Genomic DNA, 20,240 nt, shown 5'->3' with positions numbered 1-20,240 from the left:
GGTGAGAACCGTGGTCAGAGGCTGTCGGTGACGGCGTGCGGGGAGGCCGGCAGCGGCACCGTGGTGAGCGGCTCGCGCGTCAGCGAGGCCGCCGCCGAGGGCACCGGGCGGCGCTCGCCGAGCGGCACGACCGGCGGCAGCTCCGACTCGCCGAGGACGACCCGGCGCACCACCCGCTCGGCGGCCCGGCCGTCGTCGTAGGTGCAGAACCGCTCGCGGAACGCCGCCCGCAGCTGGGCCGAGCGGGAGCCGCGCCAGTGGCCGGTGGCGAAGATGTCGATCAGCTCGTCCTCACCGCGGGCCACCGCGCCCGGCGGAAAGCCGCGCAGGTCGAAGTAGGTGCCGCGGGCCGCGTCGTACGCCTCCCAGTCGTCGGCGTGGACCACGATCGGCCGGTCCAGATTGGCGTAGTCGAACATCAGCGACGAGTAGTCCGTGACCAGGGCGTCCGACGCCAGACAGAGCGACTCGACGCTCGGGTGGCCGGAGACGTCGACGACCCGGCCGCAGGTGCTGGTCAGCGGGGCGTCGTAGACGTGGTGGGCGCGGGCCAGGAGGATGAAGCGCGGGCCGAGACGGCGCACGATCCGCTGGAGGTCGAGGGTGTGGCGCTGGGAGTGGCGGTAGTCGCGGTGGGTCGGCGCGTACAGGATCGCCACCGAGCCCCGCGGGATGCCGAGCGAGGCGCGCAGCCGGGCCACGTCCGCCGGGGTGGCCGTCCGGAACACGTCGTTGCGCGGGTAGCCGTACTCCAGCATGGTGTAGCGGCCGGGGTGGACCCGCTCGTGGGTCAGCGTGGTGTGGCGGTTGGCGGACAGCACGTAGTCCCACCGGTCGACGTCTTTCAGCAGCCGCGCGAAGTCCCGGCCGCGGGCCGCGGCGGGGCGCTCCTGGAGGTCGAGGCCGATGTGGCCCAGCGGGGTGCCGTGCCCGGTCTGGATCAGGACCTGGCCCCGGCGCTTGGCCAGGCGGTCGTCGAAGCCGGTGTTGCTGACCAGGTAGCGGGAGCGGGCGAGGGCCGTCCAGTAGGCGGCCGTCCCGGGGACGAGGCGGCGCGGGCCGGGCGGGATCGTGTGGTGGTGCTCGCGGCGGGCGATCCACGCCGTGCGGATGTGCGGCGCGAGCTCGCGGAACGCGGACTCCAGCGCGCCCGGGTTGCAGCCGTGGCCGCGGCCGTCGTAGGCGGCGAAGACGGCGCGGTCGGCGCGCAGCGGCAGACAGCGCTGCACGCGGTAGTGGGTCCGGAGGGCGGCCGACCGCAGGCCCCGCAGCAGCGTCCCGGTGGTTCCGGCCACCGCGCGGTGCAGGGCGGAGGCCAGCTGGAGGGTGCGGTAGGTGCGGTGCAGGCCGAAGCGGATCAGGACGTGGTGGATCCGGCAGCGCAGGGTGACGGGGACGCCAGGGGTGCGGTAGCGGCGGTAGTGGGCGCGGGCCCGGCGCAGGAAGTCGGCGCGCGAGCCCCGGGGCAGCCGGTCCCGCCGGGAGTACACGATCGCCAGGTGGTGCACCATGCGGCGGAACAGCACCGGCCGCCACTGGGCCAGGTGCGGACGCTCGTCGAGGAACGCGAAGACCCGGTCGTACTGCTCGAAGACGTCGAAGTGCCGCTCGCTGGTGGTGCGCAGGATGCTGCCCTGGCGCCGCTGCCGGTAGTGCACGCAGACCCGGTCGAGGGTCGCGATCGACTCGGCGGTCATCAGCACCGGGTACGTCCACGGCGTGTCCTCGTAGACGCCGGGCGGGAAGAGGAAGCCCTCCCGCTCGACGAACTCCCGCCGGTAGGCCTTGTTCCAGGCGACCATCAGCAGCCGCAGCAGCCCCGGGCGGTCCTCCAGGCGGAACGGCGCCGGGCCCTGCTCGGTGAGCTGCAGGGCCGCCTGGTTGCGGATCGCCTCCCCCGTCCAGTAGGTGCGGGCGTAGTCGAAGACCAGCACGTCCGGCTCGCCGGTCTCCTTCAGCCGGTCGGCGACCGACCGCAGCGCGTCGGGCGTGAGGGTGTCGTCACCGTCGAGGAACAGCAGGTAGTCCCCGCTCGCGTGTGCCACCCCGGCGTTTCTCGCGCGGCCCAGGCCCACGTTCTCCGGCAGGTGTACGGGGCGTACGCGCGTGTCACGGGCGGCGAACTCGTCGATGATCGCGCCGCACGCGTCCGGCGAGCAGTCGTCGACGACGATCAGTTCCAGATCGGGACAGGACTGGGAGAGCACCGATTCGAGGCACTCGTGCAGGTACGCCTGAACCTGGTACGCGGGGACAATGACACTGAACCTGGGCAAGAGGCCATCCATCGGTCGGCGCGGGCGTTCGGCCCGGGAACGGCCGGTGGGCCGACTTGGTTACGGTGGCTACGGCATCCGGGGGAACGCCGAAGGGGCGGACCACCCCCGGCCCGCCCCTCCAACTACCTTGCTGCGCTTGCTACTTGACCGCGCCCGCCATCACGCCGGACACGAACTGCCGCTGGAACGCGAAGAAGACGGCCAGCGGGACCACCATCGAGATGAACGCGCCGGGTGCCAGCACGTCGATGTTGTTGCCGAACTGCCGTACCTGCGTCTGGAGCGCGACCGTGATCGGCTGGCTCCCGGAGTCCGAGAAGATCAGCGCGACCAGCATGTCGTTCCACACCCACAGGAACTGGAAGATGCCGAGCGCCGCGATCGCCGGACCTCCCAGCGGCATCACGACACGGAAGAACAGGCGCAGTTCGCCCGCCCCGTCCAGGCGCGCCGCCTCCAGCAGCTCTCTCGGGATCTCCGCGAAGAAGTTCCGCAGCAGGAACACCGCGAACGGCAGACCGAAACCGACGTGGAAGAGCACCACGCCGAGCACCGAGCCGAAGATGCCGATTTTGCCGAAGAGTTCGGCGATCGGGATCAGCGCGACCTGCACGGGCACGACCAACAGACCGACCACGCCCAGGAACCACCAGTCCCGGCCCGGGAACTCCATCCAGGCGAAGGCGTAGCCGGCCAGCGAGCCGATGATCACCACCAGCAGGGTCGCCGGCACGGTGATCCAGACCGTGTTCAGCAGGGAGCTGGTGATGTCTTCGTTCTCCAGCAGCTTCGCGTAGCTGTCGAAGGTGATCTGCGAGGGCTCGGTGAACACGTTCCACCAGCCGCTCGCCGCGATGTCCTCCGGCGCACGGAGACTCGACAGCAGCAGCCCGATCGTCGGCACCAGCCAGAACAGTCCGACGACGATGAGGAACACCCGCAGCACCCCGCCGCCGACCGCCTCGACGAGCCGCGATCCCAGCGACTGCTTGGCCTTCATCGCCGCACCTCCCGCCGCAGTCTGCGTACGTTGAACCACATCACCGGGATCACGAGCAGCAGCAGGAACACCGAGATGGCGCTGGCGATGCCCGGCTGGTCCTCGGAGAAGCCCTTGCGGTACAGCTCCAGCGCCAGGACGTTCGCGTCGTCCTGGGAGGAGCCGGGGGCGATGATGAAGACCAGGTCGAAGATCTTCAGCACGTTGATCATCAGGGTGACGGCGACGACCGCCAGGACCGGCGCCAGCAGCGGCACCGTGACCCGTCTGAACACCTGCCACTCGCTCGCGCCGTCGACCCGCGCAGCCTCCAGCAGTTCCCGGGGCACGCTCGCGAGCCCGGCCGCGATCAGCACCATCGCGAAGCCCGCCCACATCCAGATGTACGAGCCGATGATGGCCGGGGTGACCAGGGACGGGCCGAGCCAGTCCAGGCCGTTGTACGGTTCCTTGAAGTTGCTCGCGGGGAGCCGGAGTTGGGCCCCGTCGGCCGAGGCCGGAAGCGTGAAGGTGCCGTCGTCGGCGGCCGTCGCCGACGCCACCACCTTCCCGTCCTTCACGGCCTCGACCTTCATCCCGGCATAGCCCAGTTCGGCCGGGTCGACGCTGTTGAGCTTGCCGACGCCCTTGCCGCGGGTGAAGTCCTGCCAGGTCGTGCCCGTGACCTTGTCCGGCTCCGGCTCCGGCGCCGCCGCGGCCTTCGCGCCGTCGGGCATCAGATCGGGCGCCACACCCACCAGGGGCAGCGAGACCGCCTCGCCCGTGCGGACGGGCGACGTGGTGATGAACGCGCCGCCGCCGGCCGGCTCCAGCGGTGATTCCCGTCCCGGGTGGGCCTTCGGGAACGCCGAGGCCTGGGAGAACGTGTCGTGCACGCCCACCCACACCGCGTTCGCGACGCCCTTGTCCGGGTCCTGGTCGTACACCAGGCGGAAGATGATGCCCGCCGCCAGCATCGAGATCGCCATCGGCATGAAGACGACCAGCTTGAACGCCGTGCCCCAGCGCACCCGTTCGGTCAGCACCGCGAAGATCAGGCCGAGCGCCGTCGCGATCGTCGGCGCGAACACCACCCAGATGATGTTGTTCTTCAGCGCGGTGCGGATGCCCTCGTCGGTGAAGAGGGCCTTGTAGTTGTCTATGCCGGCGAAGCCGTCACCGGACTGGTCGTAGAAACTGCGCACGACCGAGTACCCGATCGGGTACACCACGAGCGCGCCGAGCAGGACGAGCGCGGGCAGCAGGAACAGCGCCGCGACGGTCCTGCGGGTGCCGGTCACACTCTTGCGCGACTTGGGAGCGGCAGGGGGCTTGGTGCCCCCTGCCGCCGGAACCGACGTCATGACGTCAGTTCCCGTACGCCGCGGCTGCTTCGGCCTCCAGCTTCGCCTGCGTCCCCGCGATGTCCTTCGGGTTCTTCAGGAAGTCCTGGAGGATCTTCCACTCGCCCTTGCCGGGCGTACCGCCGAAGGCCTGCGGGGCCTGGTCGGACATGTCGAAGCGGAAGTCGTCACCGGCGTCGATGAGCGCCTTGGCGATCTTCTGCTGCACCGCGTTGGGGTACGCGGAGTTCGGCACGTTCTTGTTCGGTGAGAGGTAGCCGCCCAGCTTGGCCTGGATCTCTGCCGCGTCGGGCGAGGCCAGCCAGGTGGCCAGGGCCTGCGACCCCTTCGAGTCCTCCAGGATCACGGCCGCGTCGCCGCCCGAGACCACCGGTCCGTTGTCACCGACCGCCGGGAAGGGGAAGACCTTCGCGTCCGTGCCGATCTTCATGGTGGAGGGGATGTTGACCTGCGCGAAGTCGCCCGCGGCGACCATGGCTGCCTTGGGCTGGTCCCCGCCGGTGAAGACCTGGGTGACGGACGCCGGGAAGTCGGTCTGCAACGCCCCGTTCGCCCCGCCCGCGATCCAGTCGGGCTTGCCCCAGACCTGCGCGAGCGTGGTCAGCGCGTCCTTCACGGACGGGTCGGTCCACTTGATCTCGTGCTTGGCCAGCTGGTCGTACTTCTCCGGGCCGGCCTGGGAGAGGTACACGTTCTCGAACCAGTCGGTCAGCGTCCAGCCCTCGGCGCCGCCGACGGAGAACGGGGTGACGCCGGAGTCGAAGACCGTCTGCGCGGTGTTGAGCAGATCCGGCCAGGTCTCGGGCTCACTCGCCCCGGCGTTCTCGAAGACCTGGTTGTTGTACCAGATCAGGGACTTGTTGGCGGCCTTGTAGTAGACGCCGTACTGCTTGCCGCCCACCTTGCCGATGTCCTGCCAGCCCTGCGAGTAGTTCTCGCCGAGCTCCTTGGCGGCCTCGGAGCCCAGCGGCTTGGCCCAGCCCTTGTCGACGGCCTGCTTGATGGCGCCGGGCTGCGGCAGCATCGCGATGTCCGGCGGCTGCCCGCCGGCCACCTTGGAACCGATGAAGTTGATGATCGGGTCCTGCGCGGGCACGAACGTGACCTTGGCGCCCGTGCGCTTCTCGAACTCCTGCAGGACCTTCTTGAAGTTGGCCTGTTCGGTGCCGCTCCACACGGCGGCGACCTCGAGGCTCGTCCCGTCCAGCTTCGGAAGGGTGACGTTGTTGGTGGTTTCGTCGGTGTCGCCCGTGCTTCCACCGCTGCCGTCGTCGCTGCTTCCGCAGGCGGACAGCGAGAGCGCGAGGGCTCCCGCGGCGACGGCGGCCGCCGTCTTGGCGGCTCTGCGGTGCTGGGGGGTCGCCGTGTCCCGCTTGGGCGACCAGCGTGTCCGGATGGTGCTGCTCGTCATGCGCATGACTGCCCCGTTCTTCGTTTCTCGTCGAACGTCGAGCGCGCTCCCGTGCGATCTGGTCTACGCCCGGGTGTGCGGGGGCGGCAAGATGGCGTCGGCTGTCAAGCGGGGGATCGTGACTCCCTCGTGACCAGGGCCGCGGGCCCTGGCCGCCGGGTGGGCCCGGCGGCCCTCACCGGCTACAGCAGCGACGGCACCTTCGCCGCCGCGACCTCCCGCGCCGCCCTTTCCAGCGCGCTGGCCAACAGTGCCAGGTCGGTCGGGCCGTTTCCGAGTTCCCGCACCGGACGCCGGGCCGGAGGGTCACCCATGCGGTGCCATTCCAGGGGTACGACCGTGGGGCGCAGTGTCGCCGTCCGGGGGATCCGGCCGGTGACCCGACCGCCCTGGAACGGGGTGACCCGCCCGTCCGCACCGGTCAGCCTGCCCCGCCCGGGAGCGGGCTCGTCCGGGCCGGAGGCCGGGGCGTCGAGCGCGACACGCAGGGTGGCCCGGCGCGCCGGTTCCGTCTCCGCCGTACGGGGGCACGGGCCGGTGGCCGCCACCAGATGGACGCCGAGCCGCTCGCCCTCCTTGGCCACGGCCTCCAGCGCGCGCATCACCGACCCCGCCGCGGGCCGGCCGGTCGATCCGAGCGCCGGGGAGACCAGCGCGTCCAGGTCGTCGACGACCACGACGAGCCGGGGGAGCGGGGGCGCGGCGGCCTCCGTCTGCCGCCGGGCCGCTCCTGGCCGCAGCCGAATGGTGGAACTGGACGGGGAGTCGAGGTCGCCGGACCCTCCCGCCTCGGCCTGGGCACCGCCCCGGCCCGTCGCCGTGCGCTGCGTGACCATACGGCCCGACAGCTCGCGCCCGGTGTGCCACTCGGCGAAGTCGGACCGTCCGAGCAGCTCCGCACGCCGCTTCAGCTCGGCGCTCAGGGACTGCGCGAACTCCCGCATCCGGACCGGGTCGTGGGCCATGAGCAGCGTGGTGACATGCGGTACGTCCGTACAGACCCGCAGTCCCTCGCCGTGCCCGCCGCCCGCGCCCGGGCCGCCCCGGCCGTCGACCAGCACGATGCCGAGCCGGTCCGGCCGCTCGGCCGCGGCCAGCGACGCGACGATCGCCCGCAGCAGCTCCGTACGGCCGCTGCCCGGCGGGCCCTCGATCAGCAGATGCGGGCCGTGGACCGCGAGGTCCGCGCAGACCGGCCCGCGCGGACCGGCGCCCAGCACCGCGCGCACGCGTCCGCCCAGCGCGTCGGCGTCATCGGCTGCGTCCGCCCAGCGCGCCATCAGCGACGCCGGGGTGGCCCGGGCCAGTCCCAGCTCGTCCAGCAGGCGGGCGGCCTGCGGCAGTGGTGCGGAGACGCGCGGCTGGCTCTCGCCCGCCGGGCCGTCCGTCCGCAGCGGCGCCAGCGCCCGCGCGAACCGCTCGGCCCAGGCCGCGGAGACGGCGTCGACGGTGGCGACGGTGCCGTGCCCGACCGGCCCGGCCGGTGCGCCGTCACCGCCGACCCGGGCCACCCGCATCAGCCGCAGGGCCGTCGCCACGTCCCCGCTGAGCAGCGCGACCGCGCCGCACTGCCGGAACGTCGGCGCCACCGAGCAGGCCGCCTCGTACGTCTCCGTCACCGGCGAGGCCGGGGAGGCGGCGGCCGTCTCGGCCAGGCAGACGACGTGGATCCCCGCCCGGGGGCCCTCCAGCGCGAGCCGCCCGACCGCTTCGCGCAGGTCGGCGCCGCCGGGGTCGCCGTCGACGACCACGACCGTGTACGGGCCGGGGAAACCGGTGCCGGAGCCGGAGTCGTCGTCCCGTGCCCAGGAGGGGCGGCGGGGGGCCGGGGCGGTCCGGGCGGGGGAGGGGCCGGCACCGGTGGGCTGTGCGCCGGTCCCCGCGGCCGCGTCCGCCAGCTGATCCTCCAGGCGGCGGGTCAGTTCGTCGGTGCGGGCCGCGGCCTGCTCGCGGTCGAGGGCCAGCAACAGCCGGCAGTCCTGCCCGTGCCCCGGGCGCACGTGCGGCAGCCAGCCCAGCCAGGACCACTCGGCGGTGCGCTCCTCGAGCGGGCGGGAGCGGTCCGCGGCGATCAGGACGATCTCCAGCGTGTCCGGGGAGTGCAGCGCGGTGAGCTGGGCCAGCACGGCCCGCGCCAGCCCGGCCAGCCGCGCCCGCGGCCCCGCCAGGCCGAGCGCGCCGACCTCGCGCAGCCCGGCGGTCACGGGGACGGCGGGCAGCAGGCCCGAGCCGTCCGGCGCCGCCCGGTCGGCCGTACCGAGGCGCACGGCGAGCGCCTCAGGATGGCCCGGGCCGCGCTCCCACAGCCGCGGCCCGGGCCCCAGGGCCGTCAGCAGCAGCGTGGCCGGGTCCGGCCAGGTCTCCGGCGCGGCCGGTACGACGAGGGGGTGCTGCTCCGCCACCACCGCGGCCGGTTCGTCCTCGTACGCCTCAGACGGCTCCGCCACCTGCTCGCCACGCCCTCCGGCCAGCCGCCGGGCCCACGCCCCGAGCCCCCCACGCCTGCGGCTCCCCGGGGGCACGTCGGTGCCGCGCAGGGGAGTGCCTTTGCGACCGCGCCCGGCACGCTGGTCCGCGAGGGCCGGGTCGTCGGTAGCGGCCGGCCCGTCCTGGACCCAGCGGTGCGGTCCGGTCTCGTCCGCGGTACCGGTGTCGTACCCGTCCGCCGTGATCCCGGAACGACCCGCGTGCGTGTCCCCGGCGCCGCTCGCGGGCCTTCCCGCATCGCGTTGCCGTACGGCGTCGGCCGGGGCTCCGGGAGAGGCCGGGGGCGGCGCCTGCTGCCGGGTGCGCGTTTCGTGCGTCCCGGAGGAGGTCTGCCGGGCCCCGGGCCCCGATGCACCGCCGACCGTCTGCCGACGCGCCCCACCCCCGGTACCGCCGGGCGGCACCTCACTCCAGCCGTCCCCCGCATGGGCAGCGCCCCCCGGGCCAGGGTGGGGCACCTCGCTCCGGCGGCTGCCGGAGGGTGCTTCGCCCCGGCCGGCCGGGTGCGGCACGGTACTCCGGCGGCTCGCGAAGGGTATTTCGGCCTGGTCGCCCCGCGTGGGCACGTCGTCCCGGCGGCTGCCGGAGGGTGCTTCGCCCTGGTCGTCGGGGGCGGGCGCGTCGTTTCGGCGGCTCCCGGCGGGTGCTTCGCCCCGGCTGCCCTGCGTGGGCACGTCGCTTCGGCGGTCCCCGGCGTGGGCAGCGCCCCCCGCTCCTGACGGCGGCAGGTCACTGCGGCGGCTGCCGGAGGGTGCTTCTCCCAGGCCGCCCGAGGTGGGCGCCCCGCTCCGGCGGTCACCCGAGAGGGCTTCGCCCCCGCCGCCGGTCCGCGGTGCCTGAGACCCCGCCCCGGCACCCTCGCTCTCGATCCGCGGTGCCCCGCCCTGCCCCGGCACCACGGCCGGATCGGCGGAGCCGGGACCCGCTGCACCCGGCGTGCCCCAGGCCGCCGAGCCGTACGCGTGATGCGTGGGGCCCGAAGAACCGGCCGGTCCCGGATCCCCCACGCGCGCGGGAGAAGGGGGCAGCACCTCGGGCCCGGCGGGGCCGGCCACCCGTACGTGCCCCTCCCCGTCCGGCGTCGTCTCCACCCGGCCCCCCGGCCCCCCGGCCGGGGCCAGCCGCAGGGCCGACTCGCCGATCCGCAGCAGCGCACCCGGCGCGAAGGGGACCACCCGGGCGCCGACCCGCGTGCCGTTCACCGTCGTGCCGTTCGTGGAGTTCAGGTCGGCGACCGCGACGCGGCCGTCCGCGCTCACCGTCACCGCGCAGTGCAGCCGGGAGACGTCCGGGTCGTCGAGGGGCACGTCGGCGTCGGCGGAACGGCCGATGCGGATCTCGCCGCCGTGCAGCAGATGGACACCGCCGGCGTCGGGGCCGGCCACGACCTGGAGCTGGGCCGGGGCGTCGTCCAGCTCGGGATGCGGCTCCGGCTCGCCCGGCGCGCCCACCGACAGCACCGCACCGTCGGTCAGCGGGGGCTCGCCGAGCGTGCAGCGCTGCGCGTCCAGCCGCTGCTCCCCGGCGTACAGCACGGGCGTGCCCGAGCCGTCACCTCCGGAGACCGCCTGGACGAGCGCCGACGCCACCGCGGCGAGCGCCGTACCGGCGGGGGCCGTGACCAGTACGTCGCTGCGCGGGGCGCGGTCCCGCGCCGGCGCCGACGGGCCCAGCGGATCTACGACGGTCAGCCGGATCTGCATCGCCGTCAGCGGTCCCTTCTGCCCGGGCGCGGAGTCCCCCACCCCGCCCCAGCACGTCGGCCAGTACTGCCAGCATCCTCGCACCTGCCACTGACAGTGCGCCCCTCGCTCCGGAAAAGGTGATCTTGATTGGTCGGCTCTGCCCGCAAAAGTGCCTGAGAGATGACCCACAGGCGACCTCTTGAGATCAGTCACGTTCGTTACCGGCAACCACAAGACCGAGGTGAGCGTCTTTCCTTCGAACGCGTGTGAGGGGCGCTACGTAAGACCCACAGAAAGACGACACTCCGGTCCTCGGCCGCCCGGCACTACAGTGGGTCGGACAGGCCAGCAGGCAAGGCAAGCACCAGGGAGCGCATGACGTGCGGCCGGTAGGCAGCAAGTACTTGCTCGAGGAGCCGCTCGGACGCGGCGCCACGGGCACCGTCTGGCGAGCCCGCCAGCGCGAGACCGCGGGCGCCGAGGCGGCCGTGCCGGGGCAGCCCGGCGAGACCGTCGCGATCAAGGTCCTCAAGGAGGAGCTGGCCGGCGATCCGGACATCGTCATGCGGTTCCTCCGCGAGCGCTCCGTCCTGCTCCGGCTGACCCACCCGAATATCGTCCGGGTCCGCGACCTGGTGGTCGAGGGCGAGCTGCTGGCGCTGGTCATGGACCTCGTCGAGGGCCCCGACCTGCACCGCTACCTGCGCGAGAACGGGCCCTTCACCCCGGTCGCCGCGGCCCTGCTCACCGCCCAGATCGCCGACGCGCTCGCCGCCAGCCACGCCGACGGCGTCGTCCATCGCGACCTCAAGCCGGCCAACGTCCTGCTCCAGCAGTACGACGGGCGGATGCACCCGCTGCTGACCGACTTCGGCATCGCCCGGCTGGCCGACTCCCCGGGGCTGACCCGGACCCAGGAGTTCGTCGGCACGCCCGCGTACGTCGCCCCGGAGTCCGCCGAGGGCCGTCCGCAGACCTCCGCCGTCGACATCTACGGCGCGGGCATCCTGCTGTACGAGCTGGTCACGGGCCGCCCGCCGTTCTCCGGCGGCTCCGCCCTGGAAGTGCTGCACCAGCACCTGAGCGCCGAGCCGCGCCGCCCCTCCACCGTCCCCGACCCGCTGTGGACGGTCATCGAGCGCTGCCTGCGCAAGAACCCCGACGAGCGGCCCAGCGCCGAGAACCTCGCCCGCGGCCTGCGCGTCGTCGCCGAGGGCATCGGGGTGCACGCGAACTCCGCGCAGATCGCCGCCGCCGAGGGCGTCGGCATGCTCCTCGTGCCCGACCCGGCCCCCGCGCCGGTGCCGGACATGTCCGGCGACGCCGACCCCACCCAGGTCCTCCCGCAGGGCGCCGGCTCGTACGACCCGAACGCCGCGACCAGCGTCATGCCGCACACCGGCGGCCCGGCCGGCGCCGCCGACCCCACGGCCGTCATGCCCCACCGGGGCGCGGCGGACCCGACCGCCGTCATGCCGCCGGTCCCGCCGGGCTCGCCCGGCCACCCCGGTCAGCAGGGGCAGCAGGGCGGCCCCGAGGACCCGCACCCGTGGCAGAACCAGCTGCGGGCGGCTCGTGACCGCAACGAGCAGACGCAGGTCCAGTACCTCGACCCCGGCCAGGACCCGCTGCGCCGCCGGCCCCAGCGCCAGGTGGCCCGGCCCCAGCAGCCCCCGCGCCGCCAGGCACCCCCGCCCGGGCCCGGCTACGGCCACCCGCAACAGCAGCAGCCCCAGCAGTACGCCCCGCAGCCCCAGCGGCCCCAGCCGCCGCAGCGCTACGCCCCGCCCGCGCCGCCGCCCCAGCCGCAGCAGCCCCAGCAGCCGCAGCGCGAGCCCCGGCAGCCGCGGCAGCGCAGCGCCAACCCGATGCGGATCCCCGGGCTCGGCTGCCTGAAGGGCTGTCTCTTCACGATCGTCATCCTGTTCGTCGCGGGCTGGCTGATCTGGGAACTGAGCCCGCTCCAGGAGTGGATCGGCACCGGCAAGGGCTACTGGGACCAGCTCACCGACTGGTTCAGCACCGTGACCGGCTGGTTCGAGAAGCTCGGCGGGAGCAGTTCCGGCACGAACTGACCGGAACCGCCCCGCGGGGTTGGTGATTTGTCGACACCCGGCGGGTGATTTCGGCTTCCACGGTGAAGGTTGGCTCTCCGGACGCGTAGTTTTAGCGACAACACGCGTCGGTAGGAGCAGCCTTGGCACGGAAGATCGGCAGCCGGTACACCGCCCACCAGATCCTGGGGCGGGGCAGCGCCGGCACGGTGTGGCTGGGTGAGGGGCCGGAAGGCCCCGTCGCCATCAAGCTGCTGCGCGAGGACCTGGCGTCCGACCAGGAACTCGTCGGGCGCTTCGTCCAGGAGCGCACCGCGCTGCTCGGCCTGGAGCACCCGCACGTCGTCTCGGTGCGCGACCTGGTCGTCGACGGCAACGACCTGGCGCTCGTCATGGACCTCGTGCGCGGCACGGACCTGCGCACCCGGCTCGACCGGGACCGGCGCCTGGCCCCCGAGGCGGCCGTCGCGATCGCGGCCGACATCGCCGACGGGCTGGCGGCCGCGCACGCCGCGGGCGTGGTGCACCGGGACGTCAAGCCGGAGAACGTCCTCCTGGACATGCAGGGCCCGCTCGGCCCCGGCGGCTCGCACCGCGCGCTGCTGACCGACTTCGGCGTGGCCAAACTCATCGACACCCCGCGCCGGACCAAGGCCACGAAGATCATCGGCACTCCGGACTACCTCGCCCCGGAGATCGTCGAGGGCCTGCCCCCGCGCGCGTCCGTCGACATCTACGCGCTCGCCACGGTCCTCTACGAGCTGCTGGCGGGCTTCACCCCCTTCGGCGGCGGTCACCCCGGCGCGGTCCTGCGCCGGCACGTCACGGAGACGGTCGTCCCGCTGCCCGGCATCCCGGACGAGCTGTGGCAGCTGCTGGTGCAGTGTCTGGCCAAGGCCCCGGCCTCGCGGCTGCGGGCCTCGGAGCTCGGAGCCCGGCTGCGCGAGCTGCTGCCGATGCTGGCGGGCATGCCCCCGCTGGAGGTGGACGAGCCGGACACCGAGTCCGCGGAGGAGACCGACCGCGAGGAGCAGCCCGCGGGACCGGCACCGGCCGGGGAGCGGGTCCGGCGGCGGGGTGCGGTGCCCCTGGTGCCGGGCGCGAAGCCGGCCGACTCCAACCGTGACACCCACACCTCGATGCGCGTCCCCGCCCCCGACGAGCTGGCCGGGGGCGCCCACGGCACGGCCAGGGCCCCGCGCACCGCGGGCACCCCCCGCCCCGGCTCGGCCCGCAACCGCGCCGCGGCCCGGCGCCGCCGGGTGGCCCTGGGAGCGGGCGCGGTCGCCCTCGCGGCGGCGATCGGCGTCGGCGCCTGGCTGACCACCTCGGACGACGACGGCGGCGCACCTCCCCAGGACACGAAGAACTCCGCCCCGCAGACCCCCTGAGCCGCCGGCTCCGGCCGCCCGGCGATGGCCGCCGGGCGGAGCCGTTACGCTGGAGGGCGTGGCAGTCGTCGACGTATCCGAAGAGCTCAAGTCCCTCTCCTCGACCATGGAGTCGATCGAGGCCGTTCTGGACCTCGACAAGATGAGGGCAGACATCGCCGTGCTCGAGGAGCAGGCGGCCGCGCCGTCCCTCTGGGACAACCCCGATGAGGCGCAGAAGATCACCAGCAAGCTGTCCCACCTCCAGGCCGAGGTGCGCAAGGCCGAGGCCCTGCGCGGTCGCATCGACGACCTGGGCGTCCTCTTCGAGATGGCCGAGGAGGAGGACGACCCGGACACCCGCGCCGAGGCCGAGTCCGAGCTCACCGCCGTGAAGAAGGCGCTCGACGAGATGGAGGTCCGCACCCTCCTCTCCGGCGAGTACGACTCCCGTGAGGCCCTGGTGAACATCCGCGCCGAGGCCGGTGGCGTCGACGCCGCCGACTTCGCCGAGAAGCTCCAGCGCATGTACCTGCGCTGGGCCGAGCAGCGCGGCTACAAGACCGAGATCTACGAGACCTCGTACGCGGAAGAGGCCGGCATCAAGTCGACCACCTTCGCCGTCCAGGCGCCCTACGCGTACGGCACGCTCTCCGTCGAGCAGGGCACGCACCGGCTCGTGCGCATCTCGCCCTTCGACAACCAGGGCCGGCGGCAGACGTCCTTCGCGGGCGTCGAGATCCTGCCCGTGGTCGAGCAGACCGACCACATCGAGATCGACGAGTCCGAACTGCGCGTGGACGTGTACCGCTCGTCCGGCCCCGGCGGCCAGGGCGTCAACACCACCGACTCCGCGGTGCGCCTCACGCACCTCCCCACCGGCATCGTCGTCTCCTGCCAGAACGAGCGCTCGCAGATCCAGAACAAGGCGACGGCCATGAACGTGCTCCAGGCGAAGCTGCTGGAGAGGCAGCGCCAGGAGGAGCGGGCCAAGATGGACGCCCTCAAGGACGGCGGCAGTTCCTGGGGCAACCAGATGCGTTCCTATGTCCTGCACCCGTACCAGATGGTCAAGGACCTGCGCACCGAGTTCGAGGTCGGCAACCCCGAGGCGGTGTTCAACGGCGAGATCGACGGTTTCATCGAGGCCGGAATTCGCTGGCGCAAGCAGCAGGAGAAGTAAGTTTGTCGATAAGGCAACTGCCGCCATCAGAGCGGCAGTTGCCTTTTCCGTGCCCCATGTCCGGGTTTTACATCACACTCACGCCCTCAGACTCCCGGCATAGCCCCCGTAGTTGGACATGGCGGCCGCAAACGGCCTTGACGTGTTCTTGAAAAATGGGAAGGGTAAAGCGCGGCATGCGTGTCTCTGGGGCGCATGTGAACCGGGGCGCCTTTCACCGCAGTTGTCCCCGTCGAGCACAGCCCCGAGCGCTGCCTAATGACGATGAGCTACTGGGGGTAGCAACCACATGACGAAGAAGACGCGGATCCGTGTCGCGCGGATAGCGGCCGGTGCCGTGATCGCCGCCGGTGCCTCGCTGACCGCCGCCGGTGCGGCATCCGCTCTCGACCTGGGCGTGAGCGTCGGCCTCGGCGACACCGGCGTCGGTGTCGGCGTGAGCGCCGGCGACGACGCTCCGACGGACCCGCCGACCGAGCTCCCGACGGACCCGCCCACGGACCTCCCGACGGACCCGCCCACGGACCTCCCGACGGACCCGCCGTCGACCGAGGAGCCCACCGACGAGCCGACCGAGCCCACCGACGAGCCCACCGAGCCCACCGAGGACCCGACCGACGTCCCGTCCGACCCGGGTAACGGGAACGGCGGCGGCAACGGCAATGGCAACGGCAACGGTGGCAGCATCGGCGACGGCAACAACGCCGACCCCGACGGTGGCACCTCGCCGCAGGAGGAGGGCTCCTCCTCCCTCACCGAGATCGGCTCGGACTCCACCCCGGCCTCGCAGGCCCAGGCCCAGGGCAACGGCCAGGAGCTCGCCGAGACGGGTGCCGCGCAGACCACCTTCCTGGTGATCGGCGCCGCCACGATGATCGCCGGCGGTGTCGGCTTCCGCCTGCTGCCGCGCCTGGTGAGCGGCCGCGGCGGGGCTGCCGCCTGACGGTAGCCGCGTCCGTACGGACCGTACGCACAGCGCACGACCGAGGGCCCGGAGCGAAACGCTCCGGGCCCTCGGCCATGTCTGGGGGGAGGGGGCTGCCTGCCGCTTTACGCGGTCTGGTGCGCCAGCAGGGCCACCGCGGCGATCAGCACCGTCAGCAGTGCGATCAGAGCCATCGGGTTCATACCCGCGAGGAAGTTCTCCTGCTGCAGCCGCTCACGATTCGCGCGGCACACGGGGCATCGGCCCTCGTTGACGGGGGACGCGCAGTTAGCGCACACCAGCCGGTCGTACGTCATGCGCTTGCCCTCCTTGCGCCGGTTCCACGTGTTCAACGTCCGGGGGAGTGGGAATGTTCCCCCCCTCCACTTTGCCAGGTTCCGTCGGCCGTCGCGCGGCTGCGCACTTTCTGTGGTTGCCCGCACAGTCTCCCCGCGCCCCAGGGGCCCGGCATAAAACGGCACATCCACGGCGCAACCACTGTCGGTGACTGCGGCGCCCTACCCGGTTCGCGTATGGTCACGCTCATCTACCCCCGGCGACCCGTGGTGCATCCGTGATCCGATTCGACAATGTCTCCAAGGTCTACCCCAAGCAGACCCGCCCCGCCCTCAGGGATGTATCCCTGGAGGTCGAGAAGGGCGAGTTCGTCTTCCTCGTGGGGTCCTCCGGCTCCGGAAAGTCCACCTTCCTGCGGCTGATCCTCCGCGAGGAGCGGTGCAGCCACGGACAGGTGCACGTTCTGGGCAAGGACCTCGCCCGCCTCTCCAACTGGAAGGTGCCGCAGATGCGGCGCCAGCTGGGGACGGTGTTCCAGGACTTCCGCCTGCTGCCGAACAAGACGGTCGGCGAGAACGTCGCCTTCGCGCAGGAAGTCATCGGCAAGTCACGCGGCGAGATCCGCAAGTCCGTGCCCCAGGTGCTCGACCTCGTCGGGCTCGGCGGCAAGGAGGACCGGATGCCCGGTGAGCTGTCCGGTGGTGAGCAGCAGCGCGTCGCCATCGCGCGGGCCTTCGTCAACCGGCCCAAGCTGCTCATCGCCGACGAGCCCACCGGCAACCTCGACCCGCAGACCTCCGTCGGCATCATGAAGCTGCTCGACCGCATCAACCGGACGGGCACGACCGTGGTGATGGCCACGCACGACCAGAACATCGTGGACCAGATGCGCAAGCGCGTCATCGAACTGGAGAAGGGCCGCCTCGTCCGCGACCAGGCCCGCGGTGTCTACGGCTACCAGCACTGATACCGCACCCGAGATCCACGGAAAGGCATAACCAGTCGCCATGCGCGCCCAGTTCGTCCTGTCGGAGATCGGTGTCGGTCTCCGCCGCAACCTGACGATGACCTTCGCCGTCGTCGTCTCCGTCGCCCTGTCGCTCGCCCTGTTCGGCGGGTCGCTCCTGATGAGCGACCAGGTCAGCACGATGAAGGGCTACTGGTACGACAAGGTCAACGTCTCGATCTTCCTCTGCAACAAGAGCGACGCCGAGTCCGACCCCAACTGCGCCAAGGGCGCGGTGACCGACGACCAGAAGAAGCAGATCAAGGCCGACCTCGACAAGATGGACGTCGTCCAGACGGTCACCTACGAGACGCAGGACCAGGCGTACAAGCACTACAAGGAGCAGTTCGGCGACTCCCCGCTCGCCAGCTCCCTCACGCCGGACCAGATGCAGGAGTCGTACCGCATCAAGCTGAAGGACCCGGAGAAGTACCAGGTCATCGCCACCGCCTTCAACGGCCGGGACGGCGTGCAGTCCGTCCAGGACCAGAAGGGCATCCTGGACAACCTCTTCAAGCTGCTGAACGGCATGAACTGGGCCGCCCGCGCGGTGATGGCGCTGATGCTGGTCGTCGCGCTGATGCTGATCGTCAACACCGTGCGCGTCTCGGCGTTCAGCCGCCGGCGTGAGACCGGCATCATGCGGCTGGTCGGTGCCTCCGGGTTCTACATCCAGGCGCCGTTCATCATGGAGGCCGCGGTCGCCGGACTCATCGGCGGCACCCTCGCGTGCGGCTTCCTGGTGCTCGCCCGGTACTTCCTCATCGACCACGGACTCGCCCTGGCCGATCAGCTGACACTGATCAATTTCATCGGATGGGGCGCGGTGTTGAAGTACCTGCCGCTCATCCTCGCGACGAGCCTTCTGATGCCCGCGTTGGCCGCGTTCTTCGCGCTGCGCAAGTACTTGAAGGTGTGACGCATGCCAAGAGGGGCCGTGCGGTCAACCGGCCGTACGGCCCTTCCGCTTGTCCTAGACTCACCGGCATGTCAGGTCGTGACCCGTTCTGTCAGCCCCGCCGCATTCGTCGCGGGGCCGCCCTGACGTTGGTGTTCGCGAGCGTGCTCGTCGCCGGAGCGGCCACCGGGGCGTTGCCGCAGAGCCAGGGGAAGTCCGCCCAGGACGAGGCCCGTTCGGCCCGCCGGGCCGGGTCGCTCGCCGAGGTCGCCCGGGCCGCCGAGGAGGCCATGGCCGACGGCGAGTCCCCGGTCCAGGCCGCGAAGCGCGCCGTCAGCCGCAGCGGGGACCGCTGGGGCGCCGTGTACTCCCGGGGCGAGTACGAGGAGTTCGAGGAGTCCCTCGACGGCCAGTACACCGGCGTCGGCCTGTGGGCCCGCAGCGACCGGGACGGCCGTGTCGAGGTGACGAAGGTGCGCGCCGGCTCGCCCGCCGCCACCGCCGGGATCCGCCCCGGTGACCTGCTGCGCAGCGTCGACGGCGAGAAGACCGACGGCCGGCCCGTCACCGAGGTCGTCTCCTTACTGCGCGGGGACGCCACCGACGCCCCCGCCGGCACCGCCGTCCGCCTCGGCCTGGAGCGCGGCACGCGCGCGTGGACCGAGACCCTGCGCCGGGCCCGGCTGTCCACGGACCCGGTGACCGTCCGGGAGCTCGACGGCCGGGTGACCGTGATCAGGGTCGCCACCTTCACCAAGGACTCCGGCCACCAGGTCCGCGAAGCCGTCCGGCAGTCCCCGCCCGGCGGCGGAATCGTCCTCGACCTGCGCGGCAACTCCGGGGGCCTGGTCGGCGAGGCCGTGACCGCCGCCTCCGCCTTCCTCGACGGCGGCCTGGTCGCCACCTACGACGTCGACGGCGAGCAGCGCGCCCTGCACGCCGAGCCCGGCGGCGACACCACCAGACCCCTGGTCGCGCTCGTCGACGGCGGGACGATGAGCGCGGCCGAGCTCCTCACCGGCGCCGTGCAGGACCGCGGACGGGCGCTCGTGGTGGGCTCCCGCACCTTCGGCAAGGGCTCGGTCCAGATGCCGAGCCGGCTGCCCGACGGCTCCGTCGCGGAGCTGACCGTCGGGCACTACCGCACCCCCTCCGGCCGCGGAGTCGACGGCCGGGGCATCACGCCCGACCTGGAGACCGGCGAGGACGCCCTCCAGCGGGCCGGGACCGTACTGCGCGGCCTCGCGAGCCCCTCGTAATCGACTTTCCGCAGGGCCCCTCCGTAGTGCGAAAATGGTCGGCACTATGGCTAAGGAAAAAGGGCGCAAGCTGATCGCGCAGAACAAGAAGGCGCGGCACGACTACCTCATCATCGACACCTACGAGGCCGGCCTGGTCCTCACCGGGACCGAGGTGAAGTCCCTGCGCCAGGGACGGGCGTCGCTGGTCGACGGCTTCGTGCAGCTCGACGGGCAGGAGGCGTGGCTGCACAACGTGCACGTGCCGGAGTACAGCCAGGGCACGTGGACCAACCACAGCGCCCGGCGCAAGCGGAAGCTGCTGCTGCACCGCGCCGAGATCGACAAGCTGGAGTCGAAGTCGGGGGAGACGGGCCACACCATCGTGCCGCTCGCGCTGTACTTCAAGGACGGCCGGGCCAAGGTCGAGATCGCGCTGGCGAAGGGCAAGAAGGAGTACGACAAGCGTCAGGCGCTGCGGGAGAAGCAGGACCGCCGCGAGACCGACCGCGCGATCGCGGCGGTGAAGCGGAGGCAGCGCGGGGCGTAGGGAATACGCTGGCACCGACCTGCGTTGGTCACGTACGATGGTGCCTGCACCCCACAGCGGGTGCGTGCCCCTCTTCGGAGGGGGTTGTCAACACAACATGGGGATGATCGGTTTCGACAGCGGCTGTCGAAGCAGGGGAAGCGTGTCGAGGAAGCGGCAATGATCTCGTAAACCACATGTCGCAAAAAATAATCGCCAATACCAAGCGCGATTCCCAGTCCTTCGCCCTCGCTGCCTGATAAGCAGTGACTGAAGGACCCTAAATGGGTGTCAGCCCGGGAGTGTTCCCGACCCGGATCCTGGCATAAGCTAGGGAACTAAACCATCGAGCCCGGTCACGGGGTTCGATGGGAAATCAAACAGTGACTGGGCCCGTCGGCGACTTGTTCGCGTGATCGCCGGGGCCGAGAAAATCGCAGCGAACTGCACACGGAGAAGCCCTGGTTCTGCACCGTTGGACGCGGGTTCGATTCCCGCCATCTCCACTCATCCCATGTGGGCAAAGGCCCCGCCG

Annotated in this window: 14 protein-coding genes and 1 other RNA gene; 9 read left to right on the top strand and 6 right to left on the bottom strand. The window is 72.2% G+C overall.

Annotated elements, in window-relative coordinates; translation table 11 throughout:
• Positions 1-14 precede the first annotated feature (14 nt).
• From HNR57_RS09430 to HNR57_RS09410, 5 genes are all read right to left on the bottom strand, one after another.
• Positions 15-2,276, bottom strand: a complete 2,262-nt coding sequence (locus HNR57_RS09430; RefSeq protein WP_184558751.1) for a bifunctional glycosyltransferase/CDP-glycerol:glycerophosphate glycerophosphotransferase — start codon at positions 2,274-2,276, stop codon at positions 15-17.
• A 142-nt stretch (positions 2,277-2,418) separates the two neighbouring features.
• Positions 2,419-3,279 (bottom strand): carbohydrate ABC transporter permease, encoded by an 861-nt coding sequence (locus tag HNR57_RS09425; RefSeq protein ID WP_184558749.1) that lies wholly within the window; start codon positions 3,277-3,279, stop codon positions 2,419-2,421.
• Positions 3,276-4,622 carry a carbohydrate ABC transporter permease gene (locus HNR57_RS09420; RefSeq protein WP_184558747.1) on the bottom strand — a complete coding sequence of 449 codons (1,347 nt, stop codon included), beginning with the start codon at positions 4,620-4,622 and terminating at the stop codon, positions 3,276-3,278. Before HNR57_RS09420 ends, HNR57_RS09425 begins: the two co-directional genes overlap by 4 nt.
• A gap of 4 nt (positions 4,623-4,626) precedes the next feature.
• Entirely contained in the window at positions 4,627-6,039 is a 1,413-nt protein-coding gene (locus HNR57_RS09415) for an ABC transporter substrate-binding protein (RefSeq protein ID WP_184558745.1), read from the bottom strand.
• 176 nt (positions 6,040-6,215) lie between these two features.
• Positions 6,216-10,223 carry an FHA domain-containing protein gene (locus tag HNR57_RS09410; protein WP_184558743.1) on the bottom strand — a complete coding sequence of 1,336 codons (4,008 nt, stop codon included), beginning with the start codon at positions 10,221-10,223 and terminating at the stop codon, positions 6,216-6,218.
• Positions 10,224-10,585: 362 nt separating this feature from the next.
• Here HNR57_RS09410 and HNR57_RS09405 point away from each other — a divergent pair, with 362 nt between their 5' ends.
• The 4 genes from HNR57_RS09405 (at position 10,586) to HNR57_RS09390 (ending at position 15,755) form a co-directional block, all read left to right on the top strand.
• Positions 10,586-12,280: a serine/threonine-protein kinase gene (locus HNR57_RS09405; RefSeq protein WP_184558741.1), complete on the top strand. Its 1,695-nt coding sequence runs from the start codon at positions 10,586-10,588 to the stop codon at positions 12,278-12,280.
• A gap of 122 nt (positions 12,281-12,402) precedes the next feature.
• Positions 12,403-13,650 carry a serine/threonine-protein kinase gene (locus tag HNR57_RS09400; RefSeq protein WP_184558739.1) on the top strand — a complete coding sequence of 416 codons (1,248 nt, stop codon included), beginning with the start codon at positions 12,403-12,405 and terminating at the stop codon, positions 13,648-13,650.
• A 58-nt stretch (positions 13,651-13,708) separates the two neighbouring features.
• Positions 13,709-14,812 carry a peptide chain release factor 2 gene (gene prfB, locus HNR57_RS09395; RefSeq protein ID WP_031108357.1) on the top strand — a complete coding sequence of 368 codons (1,104 nt, stop codon included), beginning with the start codon at positions 13,709-13,711 and terminating at the stop codon, positions 14,810-14,812.
• Positions 14,813-15,101: 289 nt separating this feature from the next.
• Positions 15,102-15,755 carry a hypothetical protein gene (locus tag HNR57_RS09390; RefSeq protein WP_184558737.1) on the top strand — a complete coding sequence of 218 codons (654 nt, stop codon included), beginning with the start codon at positions 15,102-15,104 and terminating at the stop codon, positions 15,753-15,755.
• A 107-nt stretch (positions 15,756-15,862) separates the two neighbouring features.
• On the opposite strand, the gene HNR57_RS09385 is transcribed toward HNR57_RS09390, so the two are convergent.
• Positions 15,863-16,054, bottom strand: a complete 192-nt coding sequence (locus HNR57_RS09385; RefSeq protein WP_184558735.1) for a hypothetical protein — start codon at positions 16,052-16,054, stop codon at positions 15,863-15,865.
• Between the two features lie 257 nt (positions 16,055-16,311).
• Here HNR57_RS09385 and ftsE point away from each other — a divergent pair, with 257 nt between their 5' ends.
• From ftsE to ssrA, 5 genes are all read left to right on the top strand, one after another.
• The gene (ftsE, locus tag HNR57_RS09380; RefSeq protein ID WP_003990615.1) at positions 16,312-17,001 is read left to right on the top strand and encodes a cell division ATP-binding protein FtsE; all 690 of its coding nucleotides are present in this window, start codon (positions 16,312-16,314) and stop codon (positions 16,999-17,001) included.
• Positions 17,002-17,041: 40 nt separating this feature from the next.
• A complete protein-coding gene (gene ftsX / locus HNR57_RS09375) occupies positions 17,042-17,959 on the top strand; it encodes a permease-like cell division protein FtsX (protein ID WP_184558733.1) in 918 nt (305 codons plus the stop codon).
• 68 nt (positions 17,960-18,027) lie between these two features.
• Entirely contained in the window at positions 18,028-19,197 is a 1,170-nt protein-coding gene (locus HNR57_RS09370; RefSeq protein ID WP_184558731.1) for a S41 family peptidase, read from the top strand.
• 46 nt (positions 19,198-19,243) lie between these two features.
• A complete protein-coding gene (gene smpB / locus HNR57_RS09365) occupies positions 19,244-19,726 on the top strand; it encodes an SsrA-binding protein SmpB (protein ID WP_184558729.1) in 483 nt (160 codons plus the stop codon).
• Positions 19,727-19,825: 99 nt separating this feature from the next.
• Positions 19,826-20,214, top strand: a transfer-messenger RNA (tmRNA) gene (gene ssrA, locus HNR57_RS09360).
• Positions 20,215-20,240 lie beyond the last annotated feature (26 nt).

This window comes from Streptomyces paradoxus, assembly GCF_014202475.1.
In the GTDB taxonomy this organism is placed as follows: Bacteria; Actinomycetota; Actinomycetes; order Streptomycetales; family Streptomycetaceae; genus Streptomyces; species Streptomyces paradoxus.
This window is presented reverse-complemented; position numbering and strand designations above follow the sequence as displayed.